Raw genomic sequence first — 16,897 nt, forward strand, 5'->3', positions numbered from 1 at the left:
TCATTTGATGGAAATCAATTCAAAATGCATGAAAGTCAATAGTTTAACTGCTGAAAAAATCATAGCAGGTCTTATGCTGTTCATTGGAATAGGGCAAGTCTTTGGTCAAGTTCGTGGTAGGGTGAGCGATGCACAGGACAATCCCATACCTTTTGCCAATGTGGTGCTGTATCAGGCTTCTGATACCACGTTGGTGACCGGCACCATCACGGACGACGCGGGTCATTTTTCTTTGGAGCCAACTGGAGTAGGTCCATTTCGAGTACGGGTGACCTATCTCGGTTTTGCTGATCACTTTACGGAACCCTTTCATTTGAATTCAGGTGTGCCATCACTTCAATTGGGCACTTTGGTGTTGACCGAAAATGTGAACGAACTGGATGAGGTGGTATTGGCGGCGCGAAGGGATTGGGTACAACGCACCCCGGAAGGCCAGGTGATCAATGTACAGAGCAGTGTGATGACCAAGGGAAGCAATGCCCTGCAACTGTTGGAACGGTTACCCGGGGTGATTTTGGACCGAAGGGACGACCAGTTTTCCTTGAACGGGCAAAGTGGGGTTACCGTCCTTTTCAACGGTCGAAGGGTGTCGATGTCCATGGAAGATGTGATGGCCCTTTTGGAGAGCACCTTGGCGGACAATATAGAAAAGGTGGAACTTGTCACCTCGCCTTCGGCCAAATACGATGCGGATGGGGGAGCGGGGATCATCAATATTATCTTTAAAAAAGGAATGAACGAGGGCAGCCAATGGAACTACAGTGCTAGTTTGGGGTATGGCTATTGGGAAAAAGCTAGTACTTCTTTGGGCTATTCCTTCGGAACGGAAAAAATGCACCTCAATACCAGTTATTCCCTGTTCCATGACCATGGCAAAAACGGATTTGAGGGATCGGGAACGAGTTTTCAACCTATACTTGGAGCTCCCAGTCAGGCCTTTTTTTCAACCTATTTCAATAATAACAACAATGCCCATAACCTGAATTTAGGAATGGGGTATCAAATTTCACCAAAAGTGGAACTAGGCGGGGAACTCACTTTGAATTTTGCCAAGAACCGATCCATGTCCAATGTGAACAATGGAAGAATTATTGAAGGGCAGGATTATTTCAGGTCGCATTTGGTTTCTGACGGTACCGCTACAAAGACGAATCTGATTTCTTCCCTGTATTTGACTAACAACCTAACCGACCATTCCAGTTTTGGGGTGGATTTGAGTTATCTCAATTATACCAATGACAGCCCTGCCACCACAAAGAGCGAGTATTTTGATGAAAACGATGAGCCCTATGACCCGGAAAACGAAATTTTCACGGATGGCAATCGAGGTTTTAGCGAGTCCACCATCCAATTGGGGGTGCTCAAGTTGGATTACAGCCATACCTTCAATGATAAAGTGGAAGGCGAGTTTGGGTTTAAGGGAAGCTATTCCGACAATACCAACGATAGCAAGATTGAAACCTTGGTGGAGGATGAATGGATCGTGGATTCCCGCTCCCAAAGCCTCATCGAGAGTGATGAAACACTGTGGGCACTGTATTCGCAGTTCCATGTGCAACTCCATGAAAAATCGAAGGTCAACCTGGGTTTGCGTTATGAGGATTGGAGGCGAACCTTGTCCACTTCAGAAGAGGATTTTGCCATTCGTCAATTCTTTCCGTCTGTTTCTTATCAATACCAACTTTCCGAAAACAAACAACTCAACCTCAATTACCATCGCCGGATCAGCAGGCCAGCCTATTCCGATTTGGTGACAAGTCTTTACTACAACGATCCCACAGCCATTTTCACCGGCAATCCCATGTTGCGGCCGGGCATCACAAATACCCTTCAACTCGAATATGTGAAAAATGGGTTTTCCATGGGATTGACGCTTCAAAAGGAAATCGATCCCATCATCCGGTATCAACTGACGTCCACCCCGCAGAATGATATTTTGGTGATTTCCCCTCAAAATGCGGATGAGCAAAAAAGCATCGGTGTCTTTTTGAACGTTCCCGTGCAATGGGCACCTTGGGCCAGACTCAATGTTTCATCCACTTCGGCCATTCGCGATTATAAGATTTCGTACAGCCCCAATCCGGCAGCAAAGACCTATTTCTACCAGAGCCTCAACTTTAACCAAAGCATCAAATTGCCTTGGCAAATGGATGTGGAATTATCGGGTTGGTACAATTTTGACCACTACAACGGCACCAATTCCACGGAAGGTTTCGGGGTGATGAACTTTGGGGTTTCCAAACAATTCAAGAACGATTGGGGAACCTTGCAGTTCAGTGTTTCGGATGTGTTCCGGAGTTTGGATATCCATACCCATATCAGTGGGATGACCCCTATTGTTTTTGATATTGACACACGGTCGCGGTATCGGGATGAATCGGCTTTTACCCGAATCTTTCGGTTGACCTATTCCAGAAGTTTTGGGGGGAACGCCAACAAAAAATCGCGAAATCTGGAAAAAGAGGAATTCAATCGGGTGAACTAGGAAGTGGCCTTCTTCTTTTTGCTCAACAATCGTTTGATCTCGTTGAGTTTCATCAAGGCCTCCACAGGGGTAAGCGTGTCGATATCCAAATGCAGGATTTCTTCCTTGATCTCTTCCAACAGCGGGTCGTCCAAGTTGAAAAAGCTCAGTTGCATCTCGTTTTGGGAAGCTTGGAGTTTATCCGAGATTTCTTCACTGGAATGTGATTTTTCCAGTTTTTTCAAAATTTTGTTCGCTTTTTGGATGACCTGTTGGGGCATGCCCGCCATCTTGGCCACATGGATCCCGAAGCTGTGCTCACTACCCCCGGGCACCAATTTCCGAAGGAAAAGCACGTTGTCTTCCAGTTCCTTTACCGAAACATTGTAGTTCTTGATACGGGTAAAGGTGGTGGTCATTTCGTTCAGCTCGTGGTAATGGGTGGCAAAAAGCGTTTTGGCCCTGGCTGGGTGTTCGTGCAAGTACTCCGAAATGGCCCACGCAATGGAAATCCCGTCATAGGTGCTGGTGCCACGGCCAATTTCATCCAACAATACCAAACTGCGTTCCGAAAGGTTGTTGAGGATGGAAGCCGTCTCGTTCATCTCCACCATAAAGGTCGATTCTCCCATGGAAATGTTATCGCTGGCCCCCACACGGGTAAAAATTTTGTCAATGACCCCAATTTTAGCTTCGGAGGCAGGTACAAAACTTCCCATTTGGGCCAAGAGCACGATCAGTGCCGTTTGCCGTAACAAAGCCGATTTACCACTCATGTTCGGTCCCGTGATCATGATAATCTGTTGGTCTTCACGGTTAAGCAATACATCATTGGTCACGTACTGCTCACCCAAGGGCAGCTGTTTTTCAATAACAGGGTGTCTACCTTCCGTAATGTCCAGTTCGGTAGACTCATCCATGACCGGTTGCACATAATTATTTTCGTTGGCGAGCTGTGCAAATCCGCAAAGGCAGTCCAGTTGCGCGATCAAATGGGCATTTTGTTGTACTGGGGTGATGAATTCCTGCATCCATACCAACAGACGTTCAAACAATTGTTGCTCCAAGTGCAGGATACGCTCTTCGGCCCCCAAGATCTTGGCTTCGTATTCCTTGAGTTCCTCGGTGATATAGCGTTCGGCGTTCACCAAGGTCTGTTTGCGGATCCAACTTTCAGGAACCTTATCCTTATGGGTGTTGCGCACCTCAATATAATAACCGAACACATTGTTGGAATCGATTTTGAGGGAAGTAATCCCGGTCAGTTCCGTTTCGCGCTCCAACATTTTGTCCAGATAGTCCTTTCCGGAGAAGGCTAGGTTGCGCAACTCGTCCAATTCCTCCGAATAACCTGTGGCGATGGTGTTGCCTTTGGCAATGTTTACGGGGGCCTCCTCGTTCAAGACCTCTTTGATCTTGGCGCGAAGGGCCTCACAGGCATCCAAGCGTTCCCAAATGTTTTGGAGGGAAGGGTTGCTGCTGTCCTGTGCCGCTAATTTTATGGGCACGATGGCTTCCAGCGAATTTTTAAGTTGGATGACTTCCTTGGGATTGATCTTTCCGGTCGCCAATTTGGAAATGAGACGCTCCAGATCGCCCATTTGCTTGATCCAATGTTGCATTTTTTCCAATTGTCCGTCATGTTCCTTCAAATGGGCCACCACTTGATGGCGCTGCTGGATTTTCTCCAGATTTTTCAAAGGAAGGGCCAACCAGCGTTTCAACAAACGTCCACCCATGGGCGATAATGTATTGTCGATGATGTCCAATAAGGTCACCGCATTTTGGTGGGGCGAGTGGTACAGTTCTAGGTTTCTGATGGTGAACCGGTCCATCCACACATATTCCTCCTCGGCAATGCGTTGGATCTGGTTGATGTGCTGTAAGCGGCTATGCTGTGTTTCCGATAGGTAATGCAATACGGCTCCCGAGGCAATAACGCCATGGTTCAGATGGTCTATGCCAAAACCCTTAAGGGTTTTGGTGCCAAAATGGTTGTTCAGGCTTTCTTGGGCGTAATCTTCCTGAAAGATCCAATCTTCCGTAAAAAAACTATGGTATTGGTTGCCGAAGTATTCGGCAAATTCTTTTTTATGGTTTTTGGAGACCAGTACCTCGTTGGGCGCAAAGTTTTGAAGGAGTTTGTCCACCTGTTCCACGGAACCTTCGGAGGTTAAAAACTCCCCTGTGGAAATATCCAAAAAGGAGATGCCCAGTTTGTTTCTTCCGAAATGAACGGCACATAAAAAGTTATTGCTCTTGGCGGTAAGGATGTCGTCATTAAGGGCCACACCGGGGGTCACCAATTCCGTTACCCCACGTTTTACGATACTCTTGGTCATCTTGGGGTCTTCCAACTGGTCGCAGATGGCCACCCGTTGCCCAGCCTTTACGAGCTTCGGCAAATAGGTGTTTAGGGAATGATGCGGAAATCCGGCCAATTCCGTTTTATCGCCACCATTGTTCCGATGGGTCAGGATAATGCCCAATATTTTGGCGGCCTTAATGGCATCGTCCCCGAAGGTTTCATAAAAGTCGCCCACACGAAAGAGCAACAATGCATCAGGATGTTTGGTCTTGATGGCATTGTATTGTTGCATCAACGGGGTTACCTTCTTTGTCTTATTGGCTGCCAAATCGATTCATTTGAAAATTATAGACTCTATAATCAATTCCATAGTTGCGTTCAAACAAAATTTTAGAACAGTTTGTCATTCCGCACTTGATACGGAATCTATTCAATCGTGCTTGAGTGGATTCCTGTTTTCACAGGAATAACAATTTGTAGGCGATTTTATTCTTTTATTTTTGCCCCAAAATTGGGTGGAAGACGAATATATCGCTTTCATCAGGTTCCGAAAATTATTGTTGATATTTTGTCCCCAATGGTTAAAAAAATGAATCGAAAACTGGAAAATAGCGAATTGGAACGACTAGATGTGGCCAGTTTTAAGGAAGCGGAAAAAACGGCCATCATCTTGGTTTTGGATAACATCCGAAGTTTGAACAATATTGGTTCGGTGTTCAGGACCGCGGATGCCTTTTTGGTGCAAAAGATCTATCTCTGTGGCATTACGGCCACCCCTCCCCACAAAGATATTCGTAAAACGGCACTTGGCGCCACGGAGAGTGTGGATTGGGAATACCGAAAGGATACCCTGGAATTGGTAGAGGAACTCAAATCCAACCAGATTAAGGTCATTTCAGTGGAGCAGGCGGAAAATGCCATCATGTTGAATGCGTTTCAAGTGAAACCGACAGAAACCATTGCATTGATTTTTGGCAACGAGGTGAAGGGGGTTTCCCAAGAAGTGGTATCGGCTAGTGATGCTGTTTTGGAAATTCCGCAATTGGGAACCAAGCATTCCCTCAATATTTCGGTAAGTGCGGGGATAGCGGTGTGGGACGTTTGGTCCAAACTTGAGCTCCAGAAATGAAAAAAGCCCCTTTTTTATGGGGCTCTGTATAAAGCTTGAGTTAGTTAGTTTCGTATTTTGAGGGCTCTAAGAAAATAAAACCAATCGTTATATCCAAATATTTTGCAAAAATTCTCTTAAATGTTTGAGGAAAGAATGTTGTCTTCCAGCTTTTGCAAAATGGTTTCATAATCCTCGGGTCGTTGCACAAAATCCATCTCACTGATATCCACGATCACACTGTTCTGATCCGGATGGCTTTTGATGAAATCCAGATAACCCCTGTTTATTTTTTCAAGATATTCAGGGTCAATGTTCTGCTCGTAATCCCTTCCCCGTTTTTTAATGTTGGCCAACAAGCGTTCCGTGTTCTGGTAGAGATATAGATAGATTTCCGGTTTTTTCACCTCCTTGTACATAAAGTTGAAGACTTTTCGGTACAGGTTGTACTCTTCTCGTTGCAGGGTCACCTTGGCAAAGATCAACGATTTGAAGATGTCATAATCACTCACCATAAAATTCTTGAAGAGGTCAAATTGGGAGGTGTCGTCCATAAATTGTTGGTAACGATCCGCCAAAAATGACATTTCCAAAGGAAATGCATATCGCGCTTGGTCCTCATAGAATTTGGGCAGGAAAGGGTTATCGGCAAATCGTTCCAAAATCAATTTGGCATTGAAATCATGGGCAATCATGGTGGAAAGGGTCGTCTTTCCGGCACCGATGTTCCCTTCAATGGAAATCAACTGCAACTGAGAAAAAAGCCCGATTCGGTCCTTGAACAGTTTATGCTTTGTCTTGGTCAACTTGCTTTTGTCCCTGCATTCCTGGAGTAGATTTCGGGTGTCTTTCTGAAATATGGGATGGTAAAACTGCGGGGCAATATCGGACAGTGGTTTCAAGACAAAATTTCGGTGTTGCATTTGCGGATGCGGGATGACCAAATCCTCCGTGTTGATTATTTCTTGACCATAGTAAATGATATCGATGTCCAAAGTGCGGGAATTGTACCCATCATCTTGGGAACGCACCCGGCCAAATTCTTGTTCAATGCCCAAAAGAGTATCGAGCAAGGTCTTTGGATCCAGCGGTGTCAGCACCGAAACACAAATGTTCAGAAAATCGTCACCTTCAAAACCAACAGCAGGGTTTTCATACACAGAGGAAATATCCAGCACAAGACCTACCTGCTGTTGTATCCGAAATATTGCTTTTTGCAGGTTGGCAAGGCGATTTCCCAAATTGCTCCCGAGCGATAAATATACCTTGTGTTTTTTGCCCATAATCGAAGGAACAAAGTAAACAAAACAATACTACAATGGTTATATTTGGCACGTATTAAATTTTGTTGGATGAACTTTTTGAGGAACCTATTGGCTTCCATTTTAGGGAGCTTGGTGGCATTTGCAATAATCATGGGGATGTTCTTCATCTTTTTGATTTTGATGGGAAATTCGGAGGAAGGCATATTGGTGAAAAAGAATTCCATTTTGGAAATCGGACTGATGATGCCCATCATGGATTATACGGGAGTTGATGATACCGATCCCTTTGGTGGCCTTTGGGCTTCGGAAATGGGTCTGGATGAGATTATACACGCCATTAAGGTGGCCAAAACGGACGATGATATTGAGGGAATCAGCATCACCACCAGTTTTTTACAGGCAGGGATGGCCCAAACACGGGAAATCAGGCAGGCACTGCTTGACTTTAAGGCTTCGGGCAAGTTTGTCATGGCGCATTCCGATTTTTATTCCCAGAAGGATTATTATCTGGCCAGTGTGGCCGATGAGGTATATGTGAACCCTGTCGGTGCGATGGATTTTAAAGGATTGGCCACGGAAGTCCTTTATTACAAAGACCTTCAGGAAAAAACGGGAATCAAAATGGAAGTTATCCGCCACGGAAAATATAAAAGTGCAGTGGAACCCTTTTTGTCCAATACCATGAGCGATGAGAACCGCACGCAGATCAAGGAATTGCTTACTTCTATTTGGGACGTGATCTTGGATGATGTGTCCGCATCAAGAAACATCAGCAGAGCTGATTTGAATACCATAGCCGATACATTGGGTGGCAGAACACCAAAATTGGCCGTGGCATCAGGGTTGTTGGATGGCACCCTGCATTTTGACCAGTATGAAGGATTGCTAAAGGAGAAAATGGGTGTTGGGGAAAATGACGAATTAAACTATGTTTCCTTGACGGATTATATTCAGAATACTAACAAGAACAAGCTGCTTTCCGGTTCGGATAAAATTGCCGTGATCTATGCTCAAGGGGAAATATTTTTTGGAGAAGGGGGTAAAGACTACATCGGCCAGGGACTGATTGTGGACGCGTTGAAAAAGGCCGCCAAAAACGAAAATGTAAAGGCCATTGTGTTCCGGGTAGATTCGCCTGGGGGCAGTGCCTTAGTGTCCGATATCATTTGGAGGGAAATGCAATTGGCCAAGGCTGAAAAGCCTTTGGTGGTCTCTTTTGGAAACGTGGCAGCTTCTGGAGGATATTATATTGGGGTAGGTGGTGACAAGATTTTTGCCGAACCCACTACCATCACTGGTTCCATTGGAGTGTTCGGGACGATTCCCAACGTGAATGAATTGGCCAAGAATGTAGGGATCAACGCAGAGCAGGTGGGGACCAACAAAAACTCTGTGGATTATTCCTTATTTGAACCCATGAGCAATTCGTTCCGGAAGGTAGTATTGGAAAGCATAGAGGAAACGTACGGTACCTTTTTGGAGCGTGTGGCCCAAGGCCGCAATATGACCGTGGCCCAAGTGGATTCGTTGGCACAAGGTAGGGTGTGGAGCGGTGTGGATGCCAAGGCCAATGGTCTGGTGGACGAACTGGGGAATTTGGACGATGCCATAGCTGCTGCAGCCGAAATGGCGGGATTGGAATCTTACGGCATACGTCAATATCCCAAATACAAAACCGATTTTGAACGCTTCATGGAAGATTTGGGTGGAATGAAGACCAAAATTGGGCAGGAACTCATTCAAGAAGAAATTGGAACCGAAGCATACAAGATGTTGAAGGAGTTTAAGGATCTGAGTAAACAGGAAGGAATACAGGCCAAGATGCCGTTTAGTTTGAATATTAAATAGGAGGGATGACGCAAAGGGACAAAAGAGCGGCATTTACCATTTACCTCTACCTAGGGGCCCTGTTCATTACCTCGTTGGTGGTGTCCAACCTCATTTTTCAAAAGTTTTTTCACTGGAACCCCTTTGGGGAAGTCACTGTTTTTGGTGCGCCGTTGTTTGAGCTTTCCGTGGGGATTTTGCCTTACCCAGTCACTTTCTTGATTACGGATTTAGTCTCCGAGGTGTATGGGCAAAGGAAGGCTAATCAGGTGGTTACGGCTGGTATTTTTGCTTCTTTCTTCTCCATGGGCATCATTCTTTTGGCCAATTTTTCAGAAGCCATTCCCACTTCTCCAGTGGATGATGTTACCTTCAGCAAGGTATTTGGCTTGTCGCCTTTGGGAGTGTTGGCCTCCATGCTGGCCTATTTGGCCGCACAGTACATCGATATAAAAATCTATCATTATTGGAAAAAGGTTACCGAAGGCCGAATGTTGTGGCTTCGGAACAACTTTTCCACCTTTTCTTCCCAGTTTATTGATACCCTAACCGTGATTACCCTATTGTGTCTTTTTGGGGTTTTGCCTTGGGATAAATTTTATGGTCTGCTCGTAAGCGGTGTTATTTTTAAAATTATTATTGCGGTGTTGGACACCCCTTTCCTCTATTTGCTCGTATATCTTATGCGTAAAAGATTTAACTTAAAAATAGGGGAGGAAATTTCTTTGGATTAACAACTTCTCCTTTATTTTGCTGTAAAACATCAAGGTATGAAGAAAAAAGTCCTAAAGATTACCGGTATAACCCTACTTATCCTACTTGTTCTGATTATCGCCCTTCCATTGTTCCTTCAAGGGAAGATCGAACAGATCATCAAAGACAAAGTCAACAACAGCATCAACGCTACCTTCGATTTTGAAGATGCCAGTTTGAGCTTGCTCAAGAGTTTCCCGAATGCCAATTTGGAACTCACCAATCTCTCCCTCGTAAACAAAGCTCCCTTTGAAGGGGATACGTTGTTTTATGCGGGCGATATAGAACTCACCATGTCCATCAAGGAATTGTTCAAATCAGCGGAGGAGCCTATCGTACTTCAAAAATTGAATGTGGATCATGCTAAGGTGAACATTAAGGTAGATGTCAATGAAAATGCCAATTACGACATCGCCAAGGAGGATGAAAGTGCTACAACAGAAACCGCAGATGCATCTGATGACAACTTCACCTTGGCCATGGATTCCTATAGCATCACCAATTCGGAGATTGTATACCACGATCTTTCCAGTGGTATGCGTTTGGCCATTTCAGAAATGAACCATACCGGTACCGGAGACCTGTCCCTTGAAAAATCTGAATTGAAGACCATGACCGATGCCTTGGTTTCTTTTGAGATGGACAGCACGTTGTACCTGAACAAGAACAAAATCAACTTGGATGCCTTGATCGGTATTGATCTGGCCGAGAGCAAATATTCCTTTTTGGAGAACAAGGCCATGGTAAACCAGTTGCCTTTGGTTTTTGATGGCTTTGTGAAGTTGAACGACGATAACCAAGAGGTGGATATCACCTTCAAGACACCTTCTTCGGATTTCAAAAACTTTTTGGCCGTGATTCCCGAAGCGTATTCCAAAAACATTGAAACCGTGGAAACTACCGGGAACTTTGAGGTGAACGGTCAATTTAAGGGTATTGTGGACGATGAACACATTCCTACATTCAAGATTGCCATTAATTCGGACAATGCTTCGTTCAAGTATCCGGATTTGCCCAAAGCGGTTCGCAACGTGTATATCGACACCGAGATCAACAACGAAACGGGTATCACCGAAGATACGTATGTGAACATCAATAAATTATCCTTCTCCATTGATCAGGATAAATTCAACATGAATGCCAAGATCCGGGAACTGATGGGGAACACCAAAGTGAACGCCCACATGGATGGTAAGATCAATTTGGCCAATATCTCCAGTGCCTATCCAATGCCCGAAGATTTCAATTTGAAGGGTATTTTGAATGCGGATGTGACCACGAGTTTTGACATGGAATCTTTGGAAAAAAAGCAGTACCAGAATACCCAAACCGCCGGAACCATGCAATTGACCGGGTTCGAATATACTTCTGAAGAAATGAAGAATCCTGTGGCCATCAGTAATGCTGCCATGACCTTTAACCCACAGACCGTTACCCTGAATTCTTTTGAGGGGAAAACGGGCAGTACGGATTTTAACGCTACGGGAACCTTGACCAACTTGTTGGGCTTTATGTTCAACAATGAAAATGTGGAAGGGAATTTCAAGTTGACCTCGAATCAATTCGCCCTGAACGATTTTATGATGGAGGATACGGTAGCGGAGGGCCAGACGCAAACCGAGACCACTACTACTGGCGAGGAACGAATCAAGATTCCATCCTTTTTGGACTGTACGGTGGAAGCGGCTGCCAATACCGTTTTGTATGATGACCTGAAACTGAAAAATGTGAAAGGTACTTTGGTCATCAAGGATGAAACGGCAACAGTTAAAAATCTAACTTCTGATTTGTTTGGTGGAACCTTAGGTCTGAGCGGTGCCGTTTCAACCAAAGGGGAAAATTCCACTTTCGATGTGGATTTGGGTATGAGCAATTTCAATATCGGGGAGTCTTTTGCCGGATTGGAACTCTTTAAAGTATTGACGCCTATTGCAACCGCTATTCAGGGTAAGTTGAATTCCGAAATCAAACTAGCAGGAAATTTAAAGGAAGATTTTACCCCGAACCTAGCCACCATTTCCGGAAATTTGTTAGCTGAACTGCTTTCACCAAAAGTAGATACACAAAAGGCTCCCTTGGTTTCGGCATTGGACAGCAAACTCAATTTTTTAAATGCCAAGGAAATCAATTTGGAAGGTTTAAAGACGGCCTTGAGTTTCGATAATGGAACGGTTCAGGTGAAACCTTTCACATTAAAATACAAGGACATGGCCATAAACGTGGCCGGTAGCCATACGTTTGACAAGCAGATGAAATACACCGCCACCCTGGACGTTCCCGCCAAGTATTTGGGCACTGAAGTGAACAACTTGATAGCCAAATTGAACGACAACAGCTTACAAGAAGTGACCGTTCCTGTGACCGCCAATATTGGAGGCAGTTTTACAGATCCCACCGTTAGCACAGACCTCACCTCTGGGGTAAAGACCTTGACGACCAAATTGGTGGAAATCCAAAAGCAGAAATTGGTGAACAAAGGAAAGGATACCGCCAAGGACCTTTTGTCTGATGTGTTCAAAAAGGATGAGGGCGATACCACCGCTACCAAGTCTTCTGGGGTAAAAGAGGCCTTGGGTAATTTACTGGGAGGTCAAAAGGAAACCAAAACCGATACTACCAAGACCACGACCAAAGAAGAAGACGTAAAGAACACAGCAAAATCCGTTTTGGGAGGTTTGCTGGGGAAAAAGAAAAAGGATACCGTAAACTAAATCAAAAGGGGCGAATTAATCGCCCCTTTTTTTATTCCCTAATCTCACTATTGATGGTTGCCAGAATCTCGTCCATGCCTTGCATTAATGGGCTGTAGTGCATGGTTTCCGTAGTAATGCTGGTTAGGATGAACATCAACATATTGTTCTCAAATTCCGTGGATTTCAAAATGGTGAGGTTGCTCAACCGTTCCTTTCCAACCGATAATCCCAGATCACCGGAAACCCCTGTAAGGTCGTAAATGGTTTTGATGCTATATTCGTTCGTGCGGAACATATTGATGATTTGATTCCGTTCTTGGTCCAGCATTGCCTCTTGTTTAGTGATATCCTCCAAGTTGGAAATCCAGTTGGTGAGCAAAACCCTAAGTTGTGGGTTGGACAGGTCCTTTAAACTTCCTGAATTGATCATTTCTTGAAGCAACGAATTGTTTGGGTTGAAGGAAATATCGAAAGCAAAGGCATTGTAAAATAGATTGGATAATTCTTCCTCATTGGGAAGGTCTTCAGGATCTTGCATGAAGCCGATAATCGTCTTGGAATCCTTGTAGCTCCTTTTGTTTACACTGATCAGTTCCTTCAATTTGATTTGGCTGGTTTCAAATTCCTTTTTCAGTCCGATCAGGTATACCTGTTCCTTTTCCCGTTTATTGTGTTGTTCGTTTGCATTGTCAATGGCAAGGGCAATTAAGATTCCAATGACCACCAATACAATTTCACCAATGGCATATAGGGCATAATTGCTGATTTTTCTCTCTTCGACAAGACCTTTTCTAATTTTTCTAAAAAATTTGAGCATGTTCAATTCTTTGGTAGTATTCGCATTCACTTTTATTGATAACCAATGACAACGGCAACAATAATGGCTGCGGCGCCGATTAAAAGCATGAGCGAGGTTGGTATGATGGCAAATTTAAACCATTTGTTATAAGGAACATTGCCGATGGCCAAAACAGCCATGAGGGCACCGTTGGTGGGAACGATCATATCGGCCATCACAGCACCGTATTGGTAGGCCAATACGCATGTCTGTCGGGAGAGACCTATTAAATCGGACAAGGGCACCAAAATGGGCATGGTAAGAACGGCTTGCCCAGAATAGCTGGGGACCGGAAAGTGGAGCAAAGAATGGGAAACCATCATAAGAATGCCCGAAGTGGCCGGGGAAAAGTTTTGCAAAGGCCCGAACAACCCATACACAATGGTATCCATGATCATACCGTCCGATAAAATGATGGAGATGCTATTCGACAATCCCATAATCAGGGCCGCAAAAAGCATTTCCTTCATACCATCAATATAGTTTTCGGTGGTTTTGTTCAAATTCATTTTGGCAAGTAACGCTGCTATAATGCCCAAGGCAAAGAAGCAGGCCGACATTTCATTAAAACCCCATTCCAAATAGAGGATGCCAAGAATTACGACGACGAAGGTCAGACAGAGCGACCACAAAATGACGCTATGTCGAATTCCCATTTTTTGGTGCGTGGGATTCATCGAGATTTTCTCAATCCGGTTTTTTTGGGCATAACGCAAAAGGTAGACCATCCATACTAAAAATGCTGCTAAAAGCACGGCCATACGAAAGGTTCCCCCAGACAATAAAGGGATTGCCGCTTCTTTCTGCGCAATAAGAACCGCAAAAGGATTGGAAGGACTGAACGAACTGCCCACTACCGTTGAGCCATAACTTGCAAGGAGCATGGTGAGGGTATTATAACCCAAACTTTTGCCAAACAAGATCAATACAGGTGCCAAGGCGACTACTTCTTCCTGCATACCAATGGAGACCCCTCCAGCGGTAAACAATGTAGTTAAAATAATGAGGGCATAGGATTCCTTGCCATTCAACGTGTTGACCAGTTTAGCCAGCCCTTCGCTGAGTGCTCCGGTATTTTCAATGATATAGAAACACCCGCCGATCAGAAAAATCAGGACGATTAGGTCAGCCCCTTTTTCCAGTCCTTCAGGAATGGAGACCAAAAGATCAAAAAAGCTGGGTCGTTCCGCATCAACAGAATGATAGGAATTGTTAACTACCCGTGTAATTCCGGTTTCCTCCTCCAAAAATCTTTCATAACTGCCCTGTGGAACAACATAGGTGAACAACCAGGAAAAGACAATCACCCCAAGAAGAATGACAAAGGCATTGGGAAAGTTTTTCATGCGGTCGGTTTTGGTTTGGCAGGTTATCAAATTCCATAATTTGGAAAGATAACTTCCTTAAAATAAAGCTATTTTGACAAATTTTCACAAAAAGTTACTGAAAATCAAAGGGTAGCAGAATCTATTTCTTACGTCGTTCCATCCATTTGTAGATGGCCTCCACGGCAAAGCAAAAGCCAATTAAGGATACAGCCACGATTACCCCCATGATATTGGAACCGAATTGTTGTTGTAACAATGCTAACATGGCAATGGAGCAAAGGATACATCCTGTCAAGGCAATGGTCTTGTTACTTTTGGTTTCCTTGGCCAATTTGAATCCGGTTAGATTTACCATGGCGAAGATCAACAGGAACCCAACGCTACCGGCCGTGGAAATGCTTTCGAGTTTCAATGTGTTCGTTAAGGTAAGGGTAAGGATAGTGGTAATCAGAAGGCCGACGGGCTGATTCCAGAGTTGATAGGTAAATTCACGGGGCAATTCGTCATCTTCGGCAATCTCAAAACTTACACGACTACCGCCGTATAAGGAGGCATTGATGGCTGAAAAGGTAGAAATAAGGGCTGCAATGGTAATGATAGTGAAACCAACCTTTCCCAACATCGGTTTCGCCGCTTCGGCCAACACATAGTCTTGGGCCGTCGCAATTTCATTAAATGGGAGGGAACCTACGGTGACCACCGCTATGATGATGTAGAGCAAAATCACAAATATGACTGAGATGTAATAGGCGCGTGGAATGTTTTTTTCGGGATTTTCCATATCGGGTGCCGCGTTGGCGATGAGTTCAAACCCTTCATAGGCCACAAAAATGACCATGCCGCCAGTCAACAATTTGATGGGTGTTTCCCAATTGGCAGGTGAAAGCTGTTCCAGATTACTATTTCCCATCAACCCATAAATGCCCACACCGATAAAGGCCAATAAAATGATCAGTTTGATGATCACGGCATACGATTCAATAGCCCCAACCACCTTGATGCTGTAATAGTTGATTCCCGATGCCAATAGAATGATAAAGGTAGCATAGATATGAAAGTCCATTGGTCCACCAGTGATGGCGTACAAATTAGGGGCATAGGAACCAAAGGCCGAAGCATACAGGGACAACATGATGATATAGCTCAACCAAAGCAGGTTGTTGATGCCTCCACTAAAAATACTTTGTCCAAAACCTTGGTTGATAAATTTTACGGTACCGCCGCGATCGGGGTAGGCCAAGGATAGTTTTACATAGCTGTATGAAGTGAGCAAGGCAATGATCCCGGCAAAAAGAAACGCAAGTGGCGTACCGCCTTTGGCCAACGAAACCGCCAAACCCAGAACTGCAAAAATACCACCTCCCACCATGCCTCCAATGCCGATGGAAATCGCTTCCCTTAGTCCGATGGTTTTGCTCATTTTGGTTTTTGTTTCAAGCTTTTAATTAAAATCGACCCCAACATAATATCCTTCACTACCCCGAACATTAAAGACCGTACTGTCCTCAAAAATGAGGTACTGTCCCTTGATGCCCTTTAGGATTCCTTGGTAACTTGGTGTTTTGTCCAGATTCAGGCTTTTTACCTTTTCGGGGTATTGCAGCACGGGGAAGTCCAAATGAGTCTCTTGGTTGTTATTTATAAAATATTCGGACACTTCACCAGGGATGAATGGTTTCAATTTATTGCGCCATTCCACCAGATCCACATCTTCAATTCGGTTGGTGAGCATTTTTTGCCAACTGGTCTTGTCACTTACATGGTCTTTTAGGGCCACTTCGGTAATTCCGGCTAAATACCTATTGGGTACTTCCACAATTTCTATGGCCTCATGGGCTCCCTGGTCTATCCAACGGGTAGGTATCTGGGATTTTCTGGTAACCCCGACCTTAATGTTACTGGAATTGGCCAGATACACGATATGGGGTTGCAACTGCATTTTTTTCTCGTACTCTAGGTCGCGGTCTTCCTGGTCCAAATGGGCGGTACTCAATTCGGGTTTCATGATCCAATCGCCCGCGGAAGGTGTTTCATAAAAGCATGATTTACAAAACCCTTGTCGGTATATGGGTCTGTCCTTCTCACAGTTTAAACATTGAAATTTGATAAAGTCAATTTTAAGTTCTTTGTTCAGTAACTGGTTCAGGTTCAAAAAATCGCTTCCCAAGGTTAAAAAGTATTGTATGGGGTGGCCGTTCTCTGTATGCATTTTGCGCAGGACTCCTTCGTACAGCATGTTGTGATGAATGTTTGTTTCTTATTTGAAAATGAATGCCAGAAAAGCTATTTTAGCTGTTGCACCCAACTGAATTT

11 protein-coding genes are annotated in these 16,897 nt (G+C 44.5%); 5 read left to right on the forward strand and 6 right to left on the reverse strand.

Going from position 1 to position 16,897, the window contains the following annotated elements; genetic code table 11:
* Positions 1-28 precede the first annotated feature (28 nt).
* The gene (locus tag GTK07_RS08465) at positions 29-2,485 is read left to right on the forward strand and encodes an outer membrane beta-barrel family protein (RefSeq protein ID WP_163634847.1); all 2,457 of its coding nucleotides are present in this window, start codon (positions 29-31) and stop codon (positions 2,483-2,485) included.
* Here the strand turns inward: GTK07_RS08465 and mutS are convergent.
* Positions 2,482-5,064: a DNA mismatch repair protein MutS gene (gene mutS, locus GTK07_RS08470; protein WP_163634972.1), complete on the reverse strand. Its 2,583-nt coding sequence runs from the start codon at positions 5,062-5,064 to the stop codon at positions 2,482-2,484. The two genes, GTK07_RS08465 and mutS, sit on opposite strands and share 4 nt — an antisense overlap.
* 297 nt (positions 5,065-5,361) lie before the next feature.
* Here mutS and GTK07_RS08475 point away from each other — a divergent pair, with 297 nt between their 5' ends.
* On the forward strand, positions 5,362-5,901 hold the full coding sequence (locus tag GTK07_RS08475) for an RNA methyltransferase (protein WP_163634848.1): 540 nt from the start codon (positions 5,362-5,364) through the stop codon (positions 5,899-5,901).
* A 116-nt stretch (positions 5,902-6,017) separates the two neighbouring features.
* On the opposite strand, the gene folK is transcribed toward GTK07_RS08475, so the two are convergent.
* On the reverse strand, positions 6,018-7,163 hold the full coding sequence (gene folK, locus GTK07_RS08480) for a 2-amino-4-hydroxy-6-hydroxymethyldihydropteridine diphosphokinase (RefSeq protein ID WP_163634849.1): 1,146 nt from the start codon (positions 7,161-7,163) through the stop codon (positions 6,018-6,020).
* 69 nt (positions 7,164-7,232) lie between these two features.
* Between folK and sppA the strand changes: the two genes are divergently transcribed.
* From sppA to GTK07_RS08495, 3 genes are read left to right on the forward strand one after another with little or no spacing between them, the layout of a single operon-like run.
* Entirely contained in the window at positions 7,233-8,993 is a 1,761-nt protein-coding gene (sppA, locus tag GTK07_RS08485; protein ID WP_163634850.1) for a signal peptide peptidase SppA, read from the forward strand.
* A gap of 5 nt (positions 8,994-8,998) precedes the next feature.
* A complete protein-coding gene (locus GTK07_RS08490) occupies positions 8,999-9,706 on the forward strand; it encodes a queuosine precursor transporter (protein ID WP_163634851.1) in 708 nt (235 codons plus the stop codon).
* 36 nt (positions 9,707-9,742) lie between these two features.
* Positions 9,743-12,436, forward strand: a complete 2,694-nt coding sequence (locus tag GTK07_RS08495; protein WP_163634852.1) for an AsmA-like C-terminal region-containing protein — start codon at positions 9,743-9,745, stop codon at positions 12,434-12,436.
* 31 nt (positions 12,437-12,467) lie between these two features.
* Here GTK07_RS08495 and GTK07_RS08500 read toward each other — a convergent pair whose 3' ends face one another.
* The 4 genes from GTK07_RS08500 to GTK07_RS08515 all read right to left on the reverse strand — a co-directional run bounded on the left by GTK07_RS08500 (position 12,468) and on the right by GTK07_RS08515 (position 16,820).
* Entirely contained in the window at positions 12,468-13,235 is a 768-nt protein-coding gene (locus GTK07_RS08500) for a DUF6090 family protein (RefSeq protein ID WP_163634853.1), read from the reverse strand.
* A gap of 32 nt (positions 13,236-13,267) precedes the next feature.
* Positions 13,268-14,602 carry a YfcC family protein gene (locus GTK07_RS08505; RefSeq protein WP_163634854.1) on the reverse strand — a complete coding sequence of 445 codons (1,335 nt, stop codon included), beginning with the start codon at positions 14,600-14,602 and terminating at the stop codon, positions 13,268-13,270.
* Positions 14,603-14,723: 121 nt separating this feature from the next.
* Positions 14,724-16,004 carry an APC family permease gene (locus GTK07_RS08510; protein WP_163634855.1) on the reverse strand — a complete coding sequence of 427 codons (1,281 nt, stop codon included), beginning with the start codon at positions 16,002-16,004 and terminating at the stop codon, positions 14,724-14,726.
* Between the two features lie 21 nt (positions 16,005-16,025).
* Positions 16,026-16,820 carry a DUF2797 domain-containing protein gene (locus tag GTK07_RS08515; protein WP_163634856.1) on the reverse strand — a complete coding sequence of 265 codons (795 nt, stop codon included), beginning with the start codon at positions 16,818-16,820 and terminating at the stop codon, positions 16,026-16,028.
* Between the last annotated feature and the right edge of the window lie 77 nt (positions 16,821-16,897).

The sequence above is a fragment of the Flagellimonas sediminis genome (assembly GCF_010500845.1).
Classification (GTDB): domain Bacteria; phylum Bacteroidota; class Bacteroidia; order Flavobacteriales; family Flavobacteriaceae; genus Flagellimonas; species Flagellimonas sediminis.